Source organism: Kitasatospora sp. NPDC048722, assembly GCF_040650235.1.
Lineage (GTDB): Bacteria > Actinomycetota > Actinomycetes > Streptomycetales > Streptomycetaceae > Kitasatospora.
In genome coordinates, this window is sequence record NZ_JBEZGX010000024.1 from 67,539 (window position 1) to 82,572 (window position 15,034).

The following is a 15,034-nucleotide window of genomic DNA, read 5'->3' on the forward strand; positions in this document are numbered from 1 at the left end:
ACCCCGGATCATTGAGACCGGAACGCAATCATCTGCATGCACAGCGTGATTGCACGCTCCTCCCTCACTCCCATCCGCCCCCGAGGTGCCTCGCCATGCTCAGAACCGCCCGCCGCCCCCGCACCTTCGCCGCGCGCCTCGACTCCCGCCCCTCCTCCACCCCCATCGCACGCCACCTGCTCCGCGCATACCTCTCCGCCCTCCCCTTCGGCGACCGGTACTCCGACATCGCCGAACTGCTCCTCTCCGAGCTGTTCTGCAACGCCGTCCAGCACTCCGACGCGCCCGCCGACCGCCTGATCGAGGTCCGCTTCGCCCTCATCGGCAACCGTCTCCGCCTCGAAGTCCACGACGCCGGCACCGGCCGCCCTTCCCTCCTCGCCACCACCGCCGCCGACGAGCACGGCCGTGGCCTGCACCTCGTCAACGAGTTGGCCGAGAAGTGGGGTTGCTGCCCCCGGGCGGGCGGGATCGGCAAGTTCGTCTGGGTCCTCGTCGCGCCCGCCCCCTCTCCCGTCCTCCTCACCGCCTGAAGGCCGCCCGATGCAGCTCTCCACCCTCGCCCGGCATCTGCTCGACACCGGCGCCACCCCCGCCGACGCCTACGCCGCCCTCGCCCGCCGCACCCGTGAGCCCGCCACCGCGGCCCGCGCCGTCTGCCACGCCCTCGGCATCGCCGCCGACGAGACCACCCGCCGCATCGGTGAGTGCTACGACGCCCTCCTCGCCGACCCCCACCCCAGGTCCGAGGCCGACACCGGTGAACTCCTCGAAGCACTCGGCGTGTTCGACGTCCCCAAGCCGCTCGACGCCCGCGACCTCGCCGTCGTCGACCAGTTCCTCCTCGCCGTCAACGCCCTCGGCACCCTCCGCGCCGGCCACCAGCACGGCCTCACCCGCTGGTTCGTCACCGGCAACCTCACCGCCGCCTACCTCTCGCTCGCGGCCACCCAGCCCCGTCCGGGCATCGGCGACGCGGCCCACTACTGGTCCGCCCTCGTCACCGCCGGTGAACTCCTCGCCTCCCAGACCCCACCCGACCCCCGCATCAAACCCGCCCTCGCCCGCTGCCGCGCCCACGCGGAGGCCGTCGCCCGGTGATGCACTGAACCCCGACGACCGGTCACCAAGGGCCCGTTGGAGGAAGAGCGTTCCGCAATGTCGTCGCCGAACGGGAGCCCCGATCGCCGACCGCCGAGATCGGCCGCCCGGCGCAGCAGCGCCCGCTCCCCCTCGCCCTCCTCGACGGCGGCCACGTGATCGTCGCCGCCGTCGACGAGCACGGGGCCACCGCCACCGACCTCGTCCTCCGTCACCCGGCGGCCCGCTGAGTCCACCCCAAGGTGGGGTTTGGCTCAACGAACCCCGAGCCGGGTGCCGAAAGGCCAACGGGGGCGGCGGAGCTGAAGGCCGCCGCCCCGCCCTCCACCCGCCACACCGTGTCGAGGAACTCCCGGACCACACGCTGGAATTCGGCGGCGGCGCCGGTGACCACCATGTGGTCCGCGTCCAGCTCCGCCAAAACCGTCCCCGGACGGCGGGCGATCATCCGCGCGACCTGCTCGGCCGGGATGACGCCCCGCGTACCGCTCACCACCAGGGCCGGGCAGGTGGTGGCCGTCCAGTCCGCCCAGTGGTCTCCGTGGACGTCCGCCTCGGAGGCGTACATGTCCTGCGGGTGGAAGGGCAGGCGCCAGCTGCCGTCGGCGTTCTCGCGCAGCCGGTCCTCGAAGTACGGCGCGGCGGGGCCGAGGGCGGTGACGAGGGCGTCCCGACTGGAGGCGTCGTAGGGCAGGTGGAGCAGGAAGGCCATCGGGTGGCTCCCGTCCAGCCCGAGCGCGGCCGGGCCCTCGGCGTTGACGATCGCCGTCACGCGCCCGGGGTGCCGGGCCGCGAACTGGTAGGCGTTGACGGCGCCGAGCGAGTGGCCGAGCAGCACGACGCTCTCCAGTCCGAGGTGGTCGAGCAGGGCCTCGACGTCGGCGAGGTAGCCCTCCCGCGAGTAGTCGGCGGCGCGGTCCGACTCGCCCTGCCCGCGCTGGTCGGGCGCGATGACCCGCCACTCCGGGCCCAGTGCGGCGGCGAGCGGCCCGAAGACGGCGCCCTCCGCGAGGTGGCCGTGCAGGGCGAGCAGCGGGCGCCCGGCGCCGCCGAAGTCGAGGTAGGAGAGCCGGCGGCCGTCGATGAGGAGCTCGGAGCGGATCGCGTCGTTCATGGTGGTTCGTTCCCCCTGTGGAGCGGTTGATGGGATGACCATACCCAGGAGTCAGACACTTGTGCAACACATTTGTCTGACACGCTCGTACAGGATCTTGAACGATTCCGCCCCCTCCCCGAAGATCGGACCACCGCACCATCCGGGGAGTGGCCATGGCGGAACGACCGCCGCGCAACTGGACGGACACCGAACAACTCCTCCGACACGCCTACCGCCGGGGCGAACGCCTCGACCTGCGCACCGGCGACACCCGGGCCGACGACCCGGCCCGCTCCGCCGCCTGGCCGCGCCGACGCACCGTCCGCGCCGAGGTGCTGACCCGATTACTCCTCCAGGGCCCCGCCCCCGAACCCGGCCGCCTCCCCCGGCTCGACCTGATGGGCGCCCGCATCAGCGGCCGGCTCGACCTCACCGGCGCGCAGATCGGCGTGCCGGCCAAGTTCCACTCCTGCGGCTTCGCCGAACGCGTCCTGCTCGACTACGCGCAGATCACCTGGTGGAACCTCAACGGCTCCCACGTCCCCGGCATCGACGGCGAAGGGCTGCGCGTCGGCCTCTGGTTCGGACTGCGCGACGCCACCGTCGACGACGAACTCTGGCTCCTCGACGCCCGCTTCGACGGTGGCCTCGACCTCGCGGCCACCACCTTCACCGGCCTCGAACCCACCGCCGACTGCCCCGCCCCGGTCCGCCTCGGCTGGCTCGCCGGGCACGTCACCGCCGTCTCCCCGGCCGTCCACGCCCAGGTCGCCGCCGCCTACCGGGCAGCCGGACAGGAACAGGCCGCCCGGGACGTCCTCATCCGCAAGGAACGCGCCCGCTACCAGTCCCTCGGACGGCCCGGCCGGATCTGGGGCCGCCTCCTCGACGCCGCCGTCGGCTACGGCTACCGGCCCGCCCGCGCCCTCGCCTGGCTCCTCGGCCTCATCGCCGCCGGCACCACCTACTTCACCCTCACCGGCCCGCCCCGCCCCGTCAGCCCCGGCGGCGGTCCGGCGTGGGACCCGCTCGTGGGACCCGCTCCTCTACACCACCGACCTCGTCGTCCCCTTCCTCAACCTGGGCCAACGCGGCGCCTGGGACCCGGCCCACACCACGAAGGCCCTCGCGCTCGCCCTGACGGTAGCGGGCTGGACCCTCGCCACCACCGTCGCGGGCGGCGCGGCCCGCGCGCTGAACCGCGGCAGCTGAGACGGGGGATCACCGCTCAGCCCTTCCTGGCCACGGTGAAGTAGCCCGTCGCGTTCACCGAGAGCGCGAGCACGGTGCCGAACCGAGCCCGCGCCTCCGCCACGAGCACCAGCCCGCCCACCCGACGCCACCCGAACACGCCGCCTCCCCCATCGGTCCCGTCCGCCCCGACTCTCGCGACATGAAGGGCTCGACGCATGAGCACGGGTACTCGGATCGGCGCCGAGCGGGAAGTCGGCGGGCTCGACTTCCCGCTCCGCCCTCCCCGCCCCGGTGGGGGAGTTCGCCACCGAGCCGGCCGACCGCGCCAGACGGTGGCTCAGAGCAGCGGCTCGTAGGCGCAGCCCTCCACGGCGTTGAGGAGGACGTAGGCGCGGCCGGGGCCGGTGGCCGTCTCGCGGAGGCGGGTGAGGGCTTCGAGTTCGGTGGGGAGGGTGAGGCCGAGGGCTCGGGCGGCGGCGGCGCGGTCGGCGGGGAGGTCGGGGTCGTCCTCCAGGTAGTCCTCGGCGGCCTCCGCGCTCTCCTCCGCCGTGAACGCGCGGCAGTCCTGCCACCAGGGGACGGTGATCAGCAGCTCGACCAGTTCGCGGAGGTTCAGCGCCATGAGGGCCGCGCCGCCCTCGGAGTCGGCGAACAGGACCGGGCGGTCCTCGCCCAGCTCGCTCGGCCCGCAGAAGAAGTACGTGCCGCCGCCGCCCTCCTTGGCGAGGAGTTCGAGCGGTTCGCCGGAGGCCAGCACGACGTCCTCGACGTGCGGGTAGGCGTCGAGGCTGAAGTCGCCCGGCCACGCGAGGAAGTCCTCGGCGGCGGGGTTGGCGCGGATGGCGGCGATCAGGGAGGTCCCTGCGGTCACGGCGGTCACGGCGGTCATGGCGGTCACCCTAGACCCGGGGGCCGACGTTCCCGTGGGAGCGGCTAGGTTGCCAGTGCTGCAGCTTCAACCAGCGGGCCAACGGGGACGAGGGAAATCACGGTGAATCAGAAGACCGCACCAGCCGACCAGTTCGAGGAGCACCGGCCCCACCTGCGCGCCGTCGCGTACCGGATGCTCGGCTCGATCGCGGAGGCCGACGACGCCGTCCAGGAGACGTGGCTGCGCTACGACCGCACCGAGACCGCCGAGGTCACGAACCTCGGCGCCTGGCTGACCACGGTGATCTCCCGCGTGTGCCTGAACATGCTGCGCTCGCGCGCGCAGCGGCGGGAGGAACCGCTGGAGACGGGCGAGGACGGCACGGCGGGCGCACCGCGCATCCCGGATCCGATCCTCGGGCGGGCGGGCGTGGTCGACCCGGAGCAGGAGGTGATGCTCGCGGACTCCGTCGGCCTGGCGCTGATGGTGGTGATGGAGTCGCTGGCACCCGCCGAGCGGGTCGCGTTCGTGCTGCACGACATGTTCGCGGTGCCGTTCGAGGAGATCGCGCCGCTGATCGAGAGGACCGCCGCCGCGACCCGCCAGCTGGCCAGCCGGGCGCGCCGGAAGGTGCAGGGGCAGGCGCCCGCGCCGGACAAGGACATGAGCCGGCAGCGGGCGGCGGTGGACGCGTTCTTCGCGGCCGCGCGCGAGGGCGACCTCGAAGCGCTGGTGGCCGTGCTCGACCCGGACGTCGTGCTGCGCTCGGACGGCGGCGCGGTGCGGGCCCGGCACTCGGTGGTGTTCGCGGGGGCGTCGACGGTGGCCGGGCAGGCGGTGCTGTGGGGCAAGCTGGCGCCGTTCGCACGGCCGGCGCTGGTCAACGGCACGGCGGGCGCGGTGGTCATCGGCCCCAACGGCAAGCCGATGTCCGTCATGGCGTTCACGGTGGTCGCGGGCGCGATCGTCGCGATCGACGTGCTGAACGACCCGGAGCGGCTGGCCGCGCTGGACCTGTCGCTCTTCGACTGAGACGGGCGCGGGCGGGTGGGCTCCGGTTCACGGGAGCCCACCCGGCCTCAACGCCCGATCGCGCCGTCCAGCTGCTCGCGGATGATGTCCGCGTGCCCGGCGTGCCGACCGGTCTCCTCGATCATGTGGACGAGCACCCAGCGCAGCGACGGCGCCTCGCCGTCCGGCCGCAGGGTGCGCGCGCCCGGCCGGTCGAGGTCGGCGCCGACCTGCGCGGCGACGGCGTTCGACCGGGCGATCGCGGCCCGGTAGGCGGCGATCGCGTCGGCCACCGTCGCGTCGCCGAGCGGGACTTCGTCCGTTTCCAGCGGCTGCTCGCCGACGCCCCGGTACGCCCACTCGAACCAGTTGTGCTCGACCACCGCGAGGTGCCGGAGCAGCCAGAGCAGGCTCGTCCCGGAGGCGACCCCGGGGCGGCGGGCGTCGTCGTCCGAGAGCCCGGCGAGCTTGGCGATCACCGCCTCGCGCAGGTAGTCGAGGAAGGTGAGCAGCGTGGTCGGCTCGTCGGCGTTGACAGCGGGCGGGCGGACGTCGGGGCGCGGGGAGGGCGCGGCGTTCTCGGTCACCGCGCCACCCTAGTGCAGCGCCGCGTTGCTCCCTCGGGGGTTGCCGGTCGGCTGGCGGGGTCGCCGAGGTGGAGGCCGACGGCTGGGCCTTCGGCCGCTTCCACGCCCGCGAGTCAGCCCGCCGCAAAGCCCTGCCGGCCTGGCTCCATCACGACAATCACCACCGGCCCCACACCGCAGTCGGCAGCAAACCGCCCATCACCAGGTTGACCGACGTCCCCGGGCAGTACGCCTAGGGCTGGAAGAGTACTTCCGGATCGTTCGGCGAGGGGCCGTCCAGCAGCGGACGGTGGATCCTCTTCAGCGTCTGGTCGAAGAACGCTGTCACGTACTCGCGGGTGATCTCCACCCCGCGTTCCGGCGAGAGGGGCGGCGTCGGGAACCCGGCCTGCTCGTGAAGCAGGTCCAGGTCGCTGAAGCTGAAGTGGTCGGCGCCGGCGACCGTCAGCCACTTCTTGTAGCCGCCGAGGGCGGCCCAGGCCTGCCCCCAGTCGCCGCCACCGAACGGGTGGTTGTCGGCCGTACCCAGCATGAGGAACGGCCGGTCGATCTGGCCGGGCATCGGGACCGGGTGGAAGCTGCCGTCCATGTTCACTCCGGCCCGTACTCGCGGGTCGGCGATCATCGTGTCGGCGGCCGCCGCTCCGCCGAGGGAGTGTCCGGCCATGCCGATCTCGTGCTTGTCGATGAGGTGGGCCAGGCGCCACGCGGTATCGCCGTGCGTCAACTGGTCGATCAAGAAGGACACGTCCAGCGCGCGGCTGGCGGGGATGGAGTCGATCCGCGCCGGGTCACCGCAGATCGCGCACGGCGGCGTCTGGCCGTTCGCCAGCGTCTCGCCGCTGTCCGCGTAGGTGTCGCCGACGAGCGCGACGACGTAGCCGTGACTGGCCAGGTCGGTCGCGAGCGAGGTGAGCGTGATGCGCGGGTCCTCGTACGCGGGTGAGAGGACCACCAGCGGATACTTGCCGCGCTGCGGCCGCGCGCCGTCGAAGGCGTGAGTGGTGACGCCGGAAAGGGTCTGTGGGGTGACGCCGGAGCTCGCCGGAAGATTCTGCCGCTGGACGATTCCGGCTGCCTCGGCGAGCGTCATGTAAGGGGCCGGAGTCCCGGTCCCGGGGACGGCCGGGTAGACCATCGTGACGGCCAGTTGGCGGGGGCCGGATGACGGCACCCACGGGTCAAGACGGCTCGCGTCGGTGAGGTGGATGACGTCCTCGCCGGCGGCGTAGGGGCCGGTCGGCGCGGGGAGCGCGCCGTGGAAGGACCGGGTGGGCGCGGTGGCCGTGGCCGTGGCCGGCGCGGCGTCGAACGCGTGCGTGGCCACCGGCGTGGCCGACGGTGTGGTCGTGGCGGCGAACCCGGCGCCGGTTCCGGTGACGAGGGCGGCGAGCGCCAGCGCCGCGACAGCGCTGATACGGCGATTGCGTTTCATGGGATCGACGCTAGGTTCCGCAGCTCCGTATCGAATCACCCCGCAGGGGTAAACGTTCCGGTGTCGTCGGTAGCCCCGGCGATGTACGGAGTCATACGCCGGGACTATGTCGTGCGGCCCGGGGTTCCCTTCGCCGGCATCGTCGAGCGCCACCTTCGTCTCGGCCTACGACGAACACCACGCCAAGCCCTACCGCTGGACCTACGACGGCAGCCCACCCAAAGCCGCACGAACCCCCGCAGGATCAACGCGGCGCTGCACTGGTCACGGCGGAACCGGACCGGGACCGGACCGGGACCGGACCCGAAACGCCGTCACCAGCCCTGCGCCGCGACCCACTGCGCGAGGTGCCGGGCGCAGTCGTCGACCGACTCGCGCCACGAGCGGGCGGCGCCCTCGCCGGCCTCGTCGCTCACGTGCTTGACCAGGCGCACCGGCAGGCCGGCCCGGTGGGCGACGGTGGCGACGGCGTAACCCTCCATGTCGACGAGGTCGGCGTGCTCGGCGAGGCGGTCGCGGGCGCCCGGGTCGGAGACGAAGAGGTCACCGGTGGCGAGGATCGGGCCCTCGCCCTTGCCGACCACGAGCGGGGGGCCGTAGGTGCGGCCGGTGAGGGCCAGCAGGGCGGGCGAGTCGAGGTCGTGCTGGATCACCTGGGTGACGTGGTGGGTGCCCTCCCAGCCGGGGCGCAGCGCGCCGGCCGTGCCGAGGTTGATCACCTCGGAGGGCTTCTCGCCCCGGGCGAGGACGGTGGCGAGCGCGGCGGCGGCGTTGACCTTCCCTATCCCGGTGAGCAGCACGGGCAGCCGGTCGTCCAGGTGGGCGGCCTCCTCGCGGACGGCGACGACGAGCAGCGGGCGGTCGGGGGCGATCGATCCAAGCAGGCGCATGGCCCCATCGTACGGAGCACGGGCACGGGAGCCCCGGCGGCGACGGCCGGACGACGTACGGGCCGGGGCCCGGCTCCCGGGCCGGACGCCCGGGAACCGCGCGGGCCCCGATCCGCGTCGCAGCGGTCGCCGCCCGCCTCCGCCCGAGGGGTCGGTACGGGAATGCGTATGAAGAATTCGCGGAGGCAGCGGGCCCCAAGCGTGCACGGCGAAGCTCAAGATCGGCGCAACTCGGGTGTGGCCGGGGGGAGTCGCGGCCATACTGCTGGCATCGGCCGGGCACCGGAGGACGGGCCGGGCCCCAGGGGAGGATGAGGCGGGTGGCGACACCAAGAGGTAGCGGCGCGGCGGGCGCCGTGGTTCCGGCACGGCCGAACCGTCCGCCGGCGGCGCCGGGCCGGACCGGCGCCCCGGCGCCACGGCCGGGCGGGGCGCCGGCGGGGCGGCTGCCGTCGGCGCTGTCGCCGTCCGGTGTGAAGGCCCGGCTGGCGCGCGCCGCGCGGACCGCGCCGGGCCGGCTGCGGCTGGCCGGGGCGGTGCTGGCGGTGCTGACCGTGGCGTTCGGGGGGCTGAGCGCGTGGCAGCTGGAGAGCCGGGCGCAGGCAGCCGAGCGGGTGGTGTCGTACAGCCAGCCGCTGAGCCAGGCGGCGGCGGACATCCACCGCTCGCTCGCGGACGCGGACACCACCGCGGCCACCGGCTTCCTGCTCGCGGGCAGCGAGCCGAAGGCCGTCCGGGACCGCTACGAGCAGGACCTCTCGACGGCCGCCCGGCTGATCGCCGAGGCCGCCGCCCGGACGACGTCCTCCTCCCCCGCACAGGGATCGCTGGCCCGGCTGAACCAGCAACTGCCCGTCTACGCCGGCCTGGTGGAGAGCGCGCGGGCGGACAACCGGCAGGGCTTCCCGCTCGGCGGCGCCTACCTGCGCTACGCCTCGGACCAGATGCGCAACGTGCTGCTGCCGGCCGCCGGCGAGCTGACGGCGTTCGAGAACAAGGAGCTCTCGGACGACTACGCGGAGGCGAAGTCCGCCCCCTGGGCCGGGTACGCGCTCGGGGTGGTCACCCTCGGCGCGCTGGTCTGGGTGCAGGTGGTGCTGTTCCGCCGCACCAACCGGGTGTTCAACGTCGGCCTGCTGGGCGCCACCGCCGCCGTCCTCGCGGGCGCGCTCTGGCTGGCCGTCACCGGCGCCACCACGAGCTCCGCGCTGGACGACAGCGACCGCCTCGGCGCCACCCCGCTGCGCGCCCTCAACACCGCGCGGGTGGACGTGCTGACGGCCCGCCTGGCGGAGAACCTGCACTACGTCGCCCGCGGTTCGACCACCAAGTACGCGGAGCTGTGGTCCGCGACGACGACGCACCTGTCGCAGGCCGTGCCCGCGGGCACCCCGGAGGAGTCCCGCCCCGGCTCGCTGCCGGAGGCGTTCCGGCTCGCGCCGGCCTCCGCCCGGGACACCGTCGGCGAGGCGGCGAAGCAGTTCGACACGTGGGCCTCCCGGCACGACGCGGCGAAGAACCTGGAGACGGGCGACGCCGACTACCAGGGCGCCCTGGACCTGACGGTGACCGCCGACCCGGCCAAGGCGCCGCAGACCGCCGACGCCGCGTTCAACGCGACCGACCAGCAGCTCGCGAAGGCCGCCGACACCGAGCAGCGGGAGTTCCACAAGGCCGCCGACGGCACCGACGGCGACCTGCGCACCACCGCCGCGGCAGTCGCCGTCCTCGGCCTGCTGGCCGCGGTGGCGGCGCTGCGCGGCCTCGGCCGCCGACTGGCCGAGTACCGGTAGAGGGGGGACGGACACATGCGCAAGGGGACCGTACGGACCCGCACGGTGACGGCGCTGGCGCTGCTGGCGTCCTGCGCGGCCGTGCTCGGCGGGGGCGGCCCGTCCGGCGCCGCGCCGCTGGCGGCGGAGGCGGCACCGCTGTCACCACGGGCCGCGCAGGCCGGACCCTGCGACATCTACAGCAGCGTCCCGCCGAGCACCGAGGACGGCCCGGCGGTGAAGGCCGTCAAGGCCAGGCACAGCCTGGTGATCGGCGTGGACCAGAACAGCTTCCGCTGGGGCGCCCGCAACCCGAACACCGGCCAGATCGAGGGCTTCGACATCGACCTCGCCCGCGCGATCGGCGCGGCGATCATGGGCGACCCGAACAAGGTCGTGCTCAAGCCCGTGGCGACGGCGGACCGGGTCGACGCCATCCAGAAGGGCCGGGTCGACCTGATCGTCCGCACCATGACGGTCAACTGCCAGCGGATGGAGCAGGTGGCCTTCTCCAAGCCGTACTTCAACATCACCCAGCGGGTGCTGGTGCCCCGGTCGTCCCCGGCGAAGAACCTCGACGACGCGATCACCGACAAGACCGTGTGCGCCGCCAACGGCTCCACGGCCGCGACGGTGCTGAAGGACGTCAAGAAGGTCGCCAAGCAGGTCGTCCCGGTGGAGAACCAGCTGGACTGCCTGGTCCTCATGCAGCTCGGCAAGGTCGACGCCACGATGACCGACGACGGCCTCGCGGCCGGCCAGGCCGCCCAGGACCAGACGGTGCGGATCGTGGACGGCGAGGCGCAGCCCGAGGTCATCGGCGTCGCGATGCTCAAGACCAGCCCCGATCTCACCGCGCGGGTCAACCAGGTACTGGCCGACTACTACGCGAGCGGCGCCTGGCGCAGCTCGTACGAGCGGTGGCTCAAGCCGTACATGCTCAACGACGCCGACCACTACTGGCCGGGCGCGACGGCCCACTAGGAACGGCCGTCGGCGGCCCGCCGACGGGGCGCCGGAGGGCCGCCGGGCGCCCACGGCGCGCACGCGGGCCGTTGACGCCGTCTTGACGCCCCGCGCCCGCTCCGCCCGAAGGAGCACCGGCTAGGGTTCGGGACGATCACCACGGGGAGACCCGTCGTGCACGGGGAGATCCGCAGCCCGTCAGGGCCGGGTCGGTGAAGGAAGGATGGACGGCGGTGGCATCTGCTGGCCCGGTACTGAGCCGGGAGGAGGTGGACCGCGCGCTCGCGCGCCTCGGCGCGGAGCGCGACGCGGTCGAGTCGGCGCTGCTGGCCCTGCAGGACCACCCGGGCCTGCGGCTGCTGGACGGCGCCGAGCTGTCCGGGCGGACTCAGGAGCGCTGGGCCGTCGCCGGGAAGGGCCTGCCGCTGCTGTGGGCGCTGTTCGACCGGTACTCGGAGGCACTCGCCTCGGCGCGTGCCGTGCGGGCCCGCAGGGCCAAGCCGGGCTCGGCCGAACTCGCCGAGCTGAGCGAGCTGTTGACCGGCGACGCGGTGACCGTCCCGGGCGGCGCGCTGCCGGACGGCCCGCAGCTGCTCGGCGCGCCCGCCAAGCTGGTCGAGCGGGTCAGCCTGGACGCGCTGATGGCCAGGATGAACTCCTGGTACGCCACCGTCCTGGAGGTGGTCAGCGCCGCCGACGCGGTGTGGTCCGCGCTGCCGGCCCGGATCGACCTCCTGCTCGCCGAACTGCAGCGGGTGCGGACGCTCGCCGCCTCGCTCGGCGTCCACGCCGCCACCCACCCGCTGGGCGACGACCTGGCCGGGCTGGACGCCGACCTGACGGCCCTGCGCACCGAGGTGCGCGGCGACCCGCTGGCGCTGTGGCGCCCGGCCCGGGTGCCCGCCCAGCGCGGCACCGTGCCGGAGGGCGGCGCGTTCGCCTCCCCGTCCGGGGTGGTGGACACCGAGCGCTTCGACCGGGCCGGGCGGGCGCTGGACGGCGTCCGGCTGGAGCTGGAGAACCTGCTGCGGCTGCGCGACGACGCCGAGGAGCGCCTCCAGGGCGTGGGCGACCTGCTCCAGCGGGCCGACGCGACGCTCGGCGAGGCCCGCCGGGCGCGCGGCGAGGTGCTGGCGAAGATAGCCGCCAGCGACGTCCCCGCGGTGCCGGGCCCGGCCTCGGCGCTGCGCGAACGGATCGTCGTGGCACTGGAGTTGCGGCAGGCCGGGCAGTGGGGCCGGCTGGCACCGCTGCTGGACGCGCTGGAGGACGCGGCCGCCAAGGAGCTGGCCCGCGCCCGCCAGTCGCTGACCGAGGTCACCCAGCCGCTCGCCGTGCGGGCGGAACTGCGCGGCCGGCTGGACGCCTACAAGGCGATGGCCGCCCGGCTGCGGGTCTCCGAGGACCCGGAAGTGATCGAGCGGTACGAGAAGGCGCGCTGGCTGCTGTGGAGCGCGCCCTGCGACCTGCGGGCGGCGGCCGCCGCGGTGGCCCGCTTCCAGCAGTCGCTGCGGCCGGCGCACGCCGAGTCCGCACACGAGGAGGCCGGCCAGACGCCGGTCGACGGACAGGTACAGGGGGGCTGAGGTTGATGGGCGAGGCGTGCACACGGCCGGATTGCACCGGCAACGGGACGATCGACGCCGACGGCTACTGCGACGAGTGCGGGCTGGCCCCGGTGGGCGGCACCACCTCCGCGAAGGCCGCCGCGCCCCCGAAGGCGGCGGCGGGCCCCGGCTCCCCCTGCCCGCGCGACTGCTCCGGCACGATCGACGCGGACGGCTACTGCGACGAGTGCGGCCTCACCGCGCCCGGCGGCGACACCGGCACCACCCAGCCGTACGTGCCCTCGGCCCGGGTCGCCCCGGACACCGGCAACTCCGTCCGCTCGGCCCGCACCGGCTCCTCCCGCTCGATGTCCGGCCGCTCCCGCTCGCACCGCTCGACCCGCACCGGCAGCAGCCGCTCGGTCTCGGTGCGCAGCACCCGCGGCAGCGTCAGCGCGGGCACCCGCAGCCGGCTCGGCGCCGGCCTGGTGACCGTCCCGACCGTGGAGACGGCCGACCCGTCCCTCGCGGTGCTGGAGAACCCCGAGGTGCCCGAGCGCAAGCGCTTCTGCGCCAAGTGCGAGGCCCCGGTGGGCCGGGAGAAGGACGGCCGCCCGGGCCGCCCGGACGGGTTCTGCACCAAGTGCGGCACCCCGTACTCGTTCACGCCCAAGCTGCGCCGCGGGGACCTCGTCGGCGGGCAGTACGAGGTCGTGGGCTGCCTCGCGCACGGCGGCCTCGGCTGGATCTACCTCGCGGTGGACCGCCGGGTCAACGACAAGTGGGTCGTCCTCAAGGGCCTGCTGAACACCGGCGACGAGGACGCGCTGGCCGCGGCCGTCGCCGAGCGGCGCTTCCTCGCCGAGGTGGACCACCCGAACATCGTCCGGATCATCAACTTCGCCGAGCACCTGGACATCGGCTCGGGCTCCACCGACGGCTACATCGTCATGGAGTACGTCGGCGGCAAGTCGCTCAAGGACATCGCCAACGACCGCCGCGCCGCGGACGGCCGGCGCCAGCCGCTGCCCGTCGAGGTGGCGATCGCGTACGCGCTGGAGGCGCTGCCGGCGCTCGGGTACCTGCACGCCCGGGGCCTGATCTACTGCGACTTCAAGATCGACAACGTGATCCAGAGCGGCGACGCGCTCAAGATCATCGACATGGGCGCGGTCTGCCGCCTCGACCACGACGGCCCGATCTACGGCACCGTCGGCTACCAGGCCCCCGAGATCGCGAACCTCGGCCCCTCCCCCGCCTCCGACCTCTACACCGTCGCCCGCACCCTCGCGGTGCTCACCTTCGACTTCCAGGGCTACAGCACCACCTACCGCGACACGCTGCCCGGCCCCGAGGACGTCGAGGTCTTCGCCACGTACGAGTCGTACTACCGCTTCCTGGTGCGCGCCACCGACCCCGACCCGGCCCGCCGCTTCGCCTCCGCCGAGGAGATGGCCGACCAGCTCACCGGCGTGCTGCGGGAGATCCTGGCCCTCCAGGACGGCCGGGCCAGGCCCGCACTCTCCACCCTGTTCGGACCCGAACTGCGGGTCGTCGACACCGAGTTGGTACTGCCCACCGAGCAGACCGGACAGCTCAGGGTGGCCGAGCTCGACCCGGCCGCCGCCGCCCTCGCGCTGCCCGTCCCCCGGGTCGACCCCGGCGACCCCAACGCGGGCTTCCTCGCGACGCTGCTCGCCACCGACCCCCAGGAGGCGCTCGCCGCGCTGGCCGGCGCCCCCGCCGACTCCGCCGAACGCCGCCTGCGCGAACTGCGCGCCCTGCTCGAACTCGGCCGCCACAGCGAGGCCCTGGCCGCGCTCGCGGCCCTGGAGCAGGACCACTCCGACGACTGGCGGGTCGTCTGGTACCGCGGCCTCACCGCCCTCGTCGGCTCCACCGCAGGTGCCGGCGCGACCACGGGCACGCCGGACGAGGCCTCCCTGCGGGCCGCCGCCGAGGCCTTCGACGCGGTCTACGACGCCTTCCCCGGCGAGAGCGCCCCCAAGCTGGCCCTCGCCATCTGCGCCGAACTGCTCGGCGACGGCGGCGACGCGGCCGAGTTCTACCGGCTCGTCTGGACCACCGACCAGTCCTACCTCAGCGCCGCCTTCGGCCTCGCCCGGGTCCGCCTCGACGACGGCATGCGGCCGGACGCCGTCAGCGTCCTGGAGTCCGTCCCGGCCACCTCCAGCCAGTACACCGCCGCCCGCATCGCCGCCGTCCGCGCCCGGCTGCGCGAGCGCGCCGCGACCGAGCCGATCGGCGCCGACCTCGCGGCCGGCTCCGACCAGCTGACGGCCCTTCGGCTGGACGACCGGCGGCGCGAGGAACTGTCCGTCGAGGTCCTCCAGGCCGCCCTCGGCTGGGTCACCGCCGGCTCCGCCGGGGCCGGCCAGGACGGACGGCCGACGGTGCTGGGACGACCCGCCGACGAGCGGGAACTGCGCTTCGCCCTGGAACAGTCCTACCGGGTACTCGCCCGGTTGGCCGACCGGGCCGAGACCAGGATCGAGATGGTGGAACGGGCCAACCGCGCCCGCCCCAGGACGTGGGTGTAGCCG

The 15,034-nt window shown here is 74.3% G+C and carries 14 protein-coding genes and 1 pseudogene; 9 read left to right on the top strand and 6 right to left on the bottom strand.

Annotation, left to right across the window (positions count from 1 at the left end):
* The first annotated feature begins 95 nt into the window (after positions 1 to 95).
* Positions 96 to 533 (top strand): ATP-binding protein, encoded by a 438-nt coding sequence (locus AB0C76_RS19345; RefSeq protein WP_359966459.1) that lies wholly within the window; start codon positions 96 to 98, stop codon positions 531 to 533.
* Positions 534 to 543: 10 nt separating this feature from the next.
* Positions 544 to 1,101: a hypothetical protein gene (locus tag AB0C76_RS19350; RefSeq protein WP_359966462.1), complete on the top strand. Its 558-nt coding sequence runs from the start codon at positions 544 to 546 to the stop codon at positions 1,099 to 1,101.
* Positions 1,102 to 1,312: 211 nt separating this feature from the next.
* On the opposite strand, the gene AB0C76_RS19355 is transcribed toward AB0C76_RS19350, so the two are convergent.
* On the bottom strand, positions 1,313 to 2,215 hold the full coding sequence (locus AB0C76_RS19355) for an alpha/beta hydrolase (protein WP_359966465.1): 903 nt from the start codon (positions 2,213 to 2,215) through the stop codon (positions 1,313 to 1,315).
* A 155-nt stretch (positions 2,216 to 2,370) separates the two neighbouring features.
* Here AB0C76_RS19355 and AB0C76_RS19360 point away from each other — a divergent pair, with 155 nt between their 5' ends.
* Complete coding sequence (locus AB0C76_RS19360; RefSeq protein ID WP_359966468.1) at positions 2,371 to 3,453, top strand: hypothetical protein; 1,083 nt, start codon at positions 2,371 to 2,373, stop codon at positions 3,451 to 3,453.
* On the opposite strand, the gene AB0C76_RS19365 is transcribed toward AB0C76_RS19360, so the two are convergent.
* Both AB0C76_RS19365 and AB0C76_RS19370 read right to left on the bottom strand, forming a co-directional pair.
* Positions 3,426 to 3,548: a hypothetical protein gene (locus AB0C76_RS19365; RefSeq protein WP_359966471.1), complete on the bottom strand. Its 123-nt coding sequence runs from the start codon at positions 3,546 to 3,548 to the stop codon at positions 3,426 to 3,428. The two genes, AB0C76_RS19360 and AB0C76_RS19365, sit on opposite strands and share 28 nt — an antisense overlap.
* Positions 3,549 to 3,728: 180 nt before the next feature.
* Positions 3,729 to 4,280 (bottom strand): hypothetical protein, encoded by a 552-nt coding sequence (locus AB0C76_RS19370; RefSeq protein ID WP_359966474.1) that lies wholly within the window; start codon positions 4,278 to 4,280, stop codon positions 3,729 to 3,731.
* A gap of 102 nt (positions 4,281 to 4,382) precedes the next feature.
* Between AB0C76_RS19370 and AB0C76_RS19375 the strand changes: the two genes are divergently transcribed.
* Positions 4,383 to 5,294, top strand: a complete 912-nt coding sequence (locus tag AB0C76_RS19375) for a sigma-70 family RNA polymerase sigma factor (protein ID WP_359966477.1) — start codon at positions 4,383 to 4,385, stop codon at positions 5,292 to 5,294.
* A gap of 47 nt (positions 5,295 to 5,341) precedes the next feature.
* Here AB0C76_RS19375 and AB0C76_RS19380 read toward each other — a convergent pair whose 3' ends face one another.
* Positions 5,342 to 5,860 (bottom strand): DinB family protein, encoded by a 519-nt coding sequence (locus tag AB0C76_RS19380; protein WP_359966480.1) that lies wholly within the window; start codon positions 5,858 to 5,860, stop codon positions 5,342 to 5,344.
* Positions 5,861 to 5,934: 74 nt separating this feature from the next.
* Here AB0C76_RS19380 and AB0C76_RS19385 point away from each other — a divergent pair.
* A pseudogene (locus AB0C76_RS19385) lies at positions 5,935 to 6,096 on the top strand (IS481 family transposase); the annotation flags it as partial.
* Here the strand turns inward: AB0C76_RS19385 and AB0C76_RS19390 are convergent.
* The gene (locus AB0C76_RS19390; RefSeq protein ID WP_359966483.1) at positions 6,093 to 7,295 is read right to left on the bottom strand and encodes an alpha/beta hydrolase; all 1,203 of its coding nucleotides are present in this window, start codon (positions 7,293 to 7,295) and stop codon (positions 6,093 to 6,095) included. The pseudogene AB0C76_RS19385 and the gene AB0C76_RS19390 overlap by 4 nt on opposite strands.
* 314 nt (positions 7,296 to 7,609) lie before the next feature.
* Entirely contained in the window at positions 7,610 to 8,185 is a 576-nt protein-coding gene (locus AB0C76_RS19395; RefSeq protein ID WP_359966486.1) for a nucleosidase, read from the bottom strand.
* 473 nt (positions 8,186 to 8,658) lie between these two features.
* Here AB0C76_RS19395 and AB0C76_RS19400 point away from each other — a divergent pair, with 473 nt between their 5' ends.
* The 4 genes from AB0C76_RS19400 (at position 8,659) to AB0C76_RS19415 (ending at position 15,031) form a co-directional block, all read left to right on the top strand.
* A complete protein-coding gene (locus tag AB0C76_RS19400) occupies positions 8,659 to 9,978 on the top strand; it encodes a hypothetical protein (protein WP_359966489.1) in 1,320 nt (439 codons plus the stop codon).
* Between the two features lie 15 nt (positions 9,979 to 9,993).
* Positions 9,994 to 10,941, top strand: a complete 948-nt coding sequence (locus AB0C76_RS19405) for a glutamate ABC transporter substrate-binding protein (RefSeq protein ID WP_359966492.1) — start codon at positions 9,994 to 9,996, stop codon at positions 10,939 to 10,941.
* Between the two features lie 215 nt (positions 10,942 to 11,156).
* Complete coding sequence (locus AB0C76_RS19410; RefSeq protein WP_359966495.1) at positions 11,157 to 12,509, top strand: hypothetical protein; 1,353 nt, start codon at positions 11,157 to 11,159, stop codon at positions 12,507 to 12,509.
* 5 nt (positions 12,510 to 12,514) lie between these two features.
* Positions 12,515 to 15,031: a tetratricopeptide repeat protein gene (locus tag AB0C76_RS19415; RefSeq protein ID WP_359966498.1), complete on the top strand. Its 2,517-nt coding sequence runs from the start codon at positions 12,515 to 12,517 to the stop codon at positions 15,029 to 15,031.
* The last annotated feature ends 3 nt before the right edge of the window (positions 15,032 to 15,034 follow it).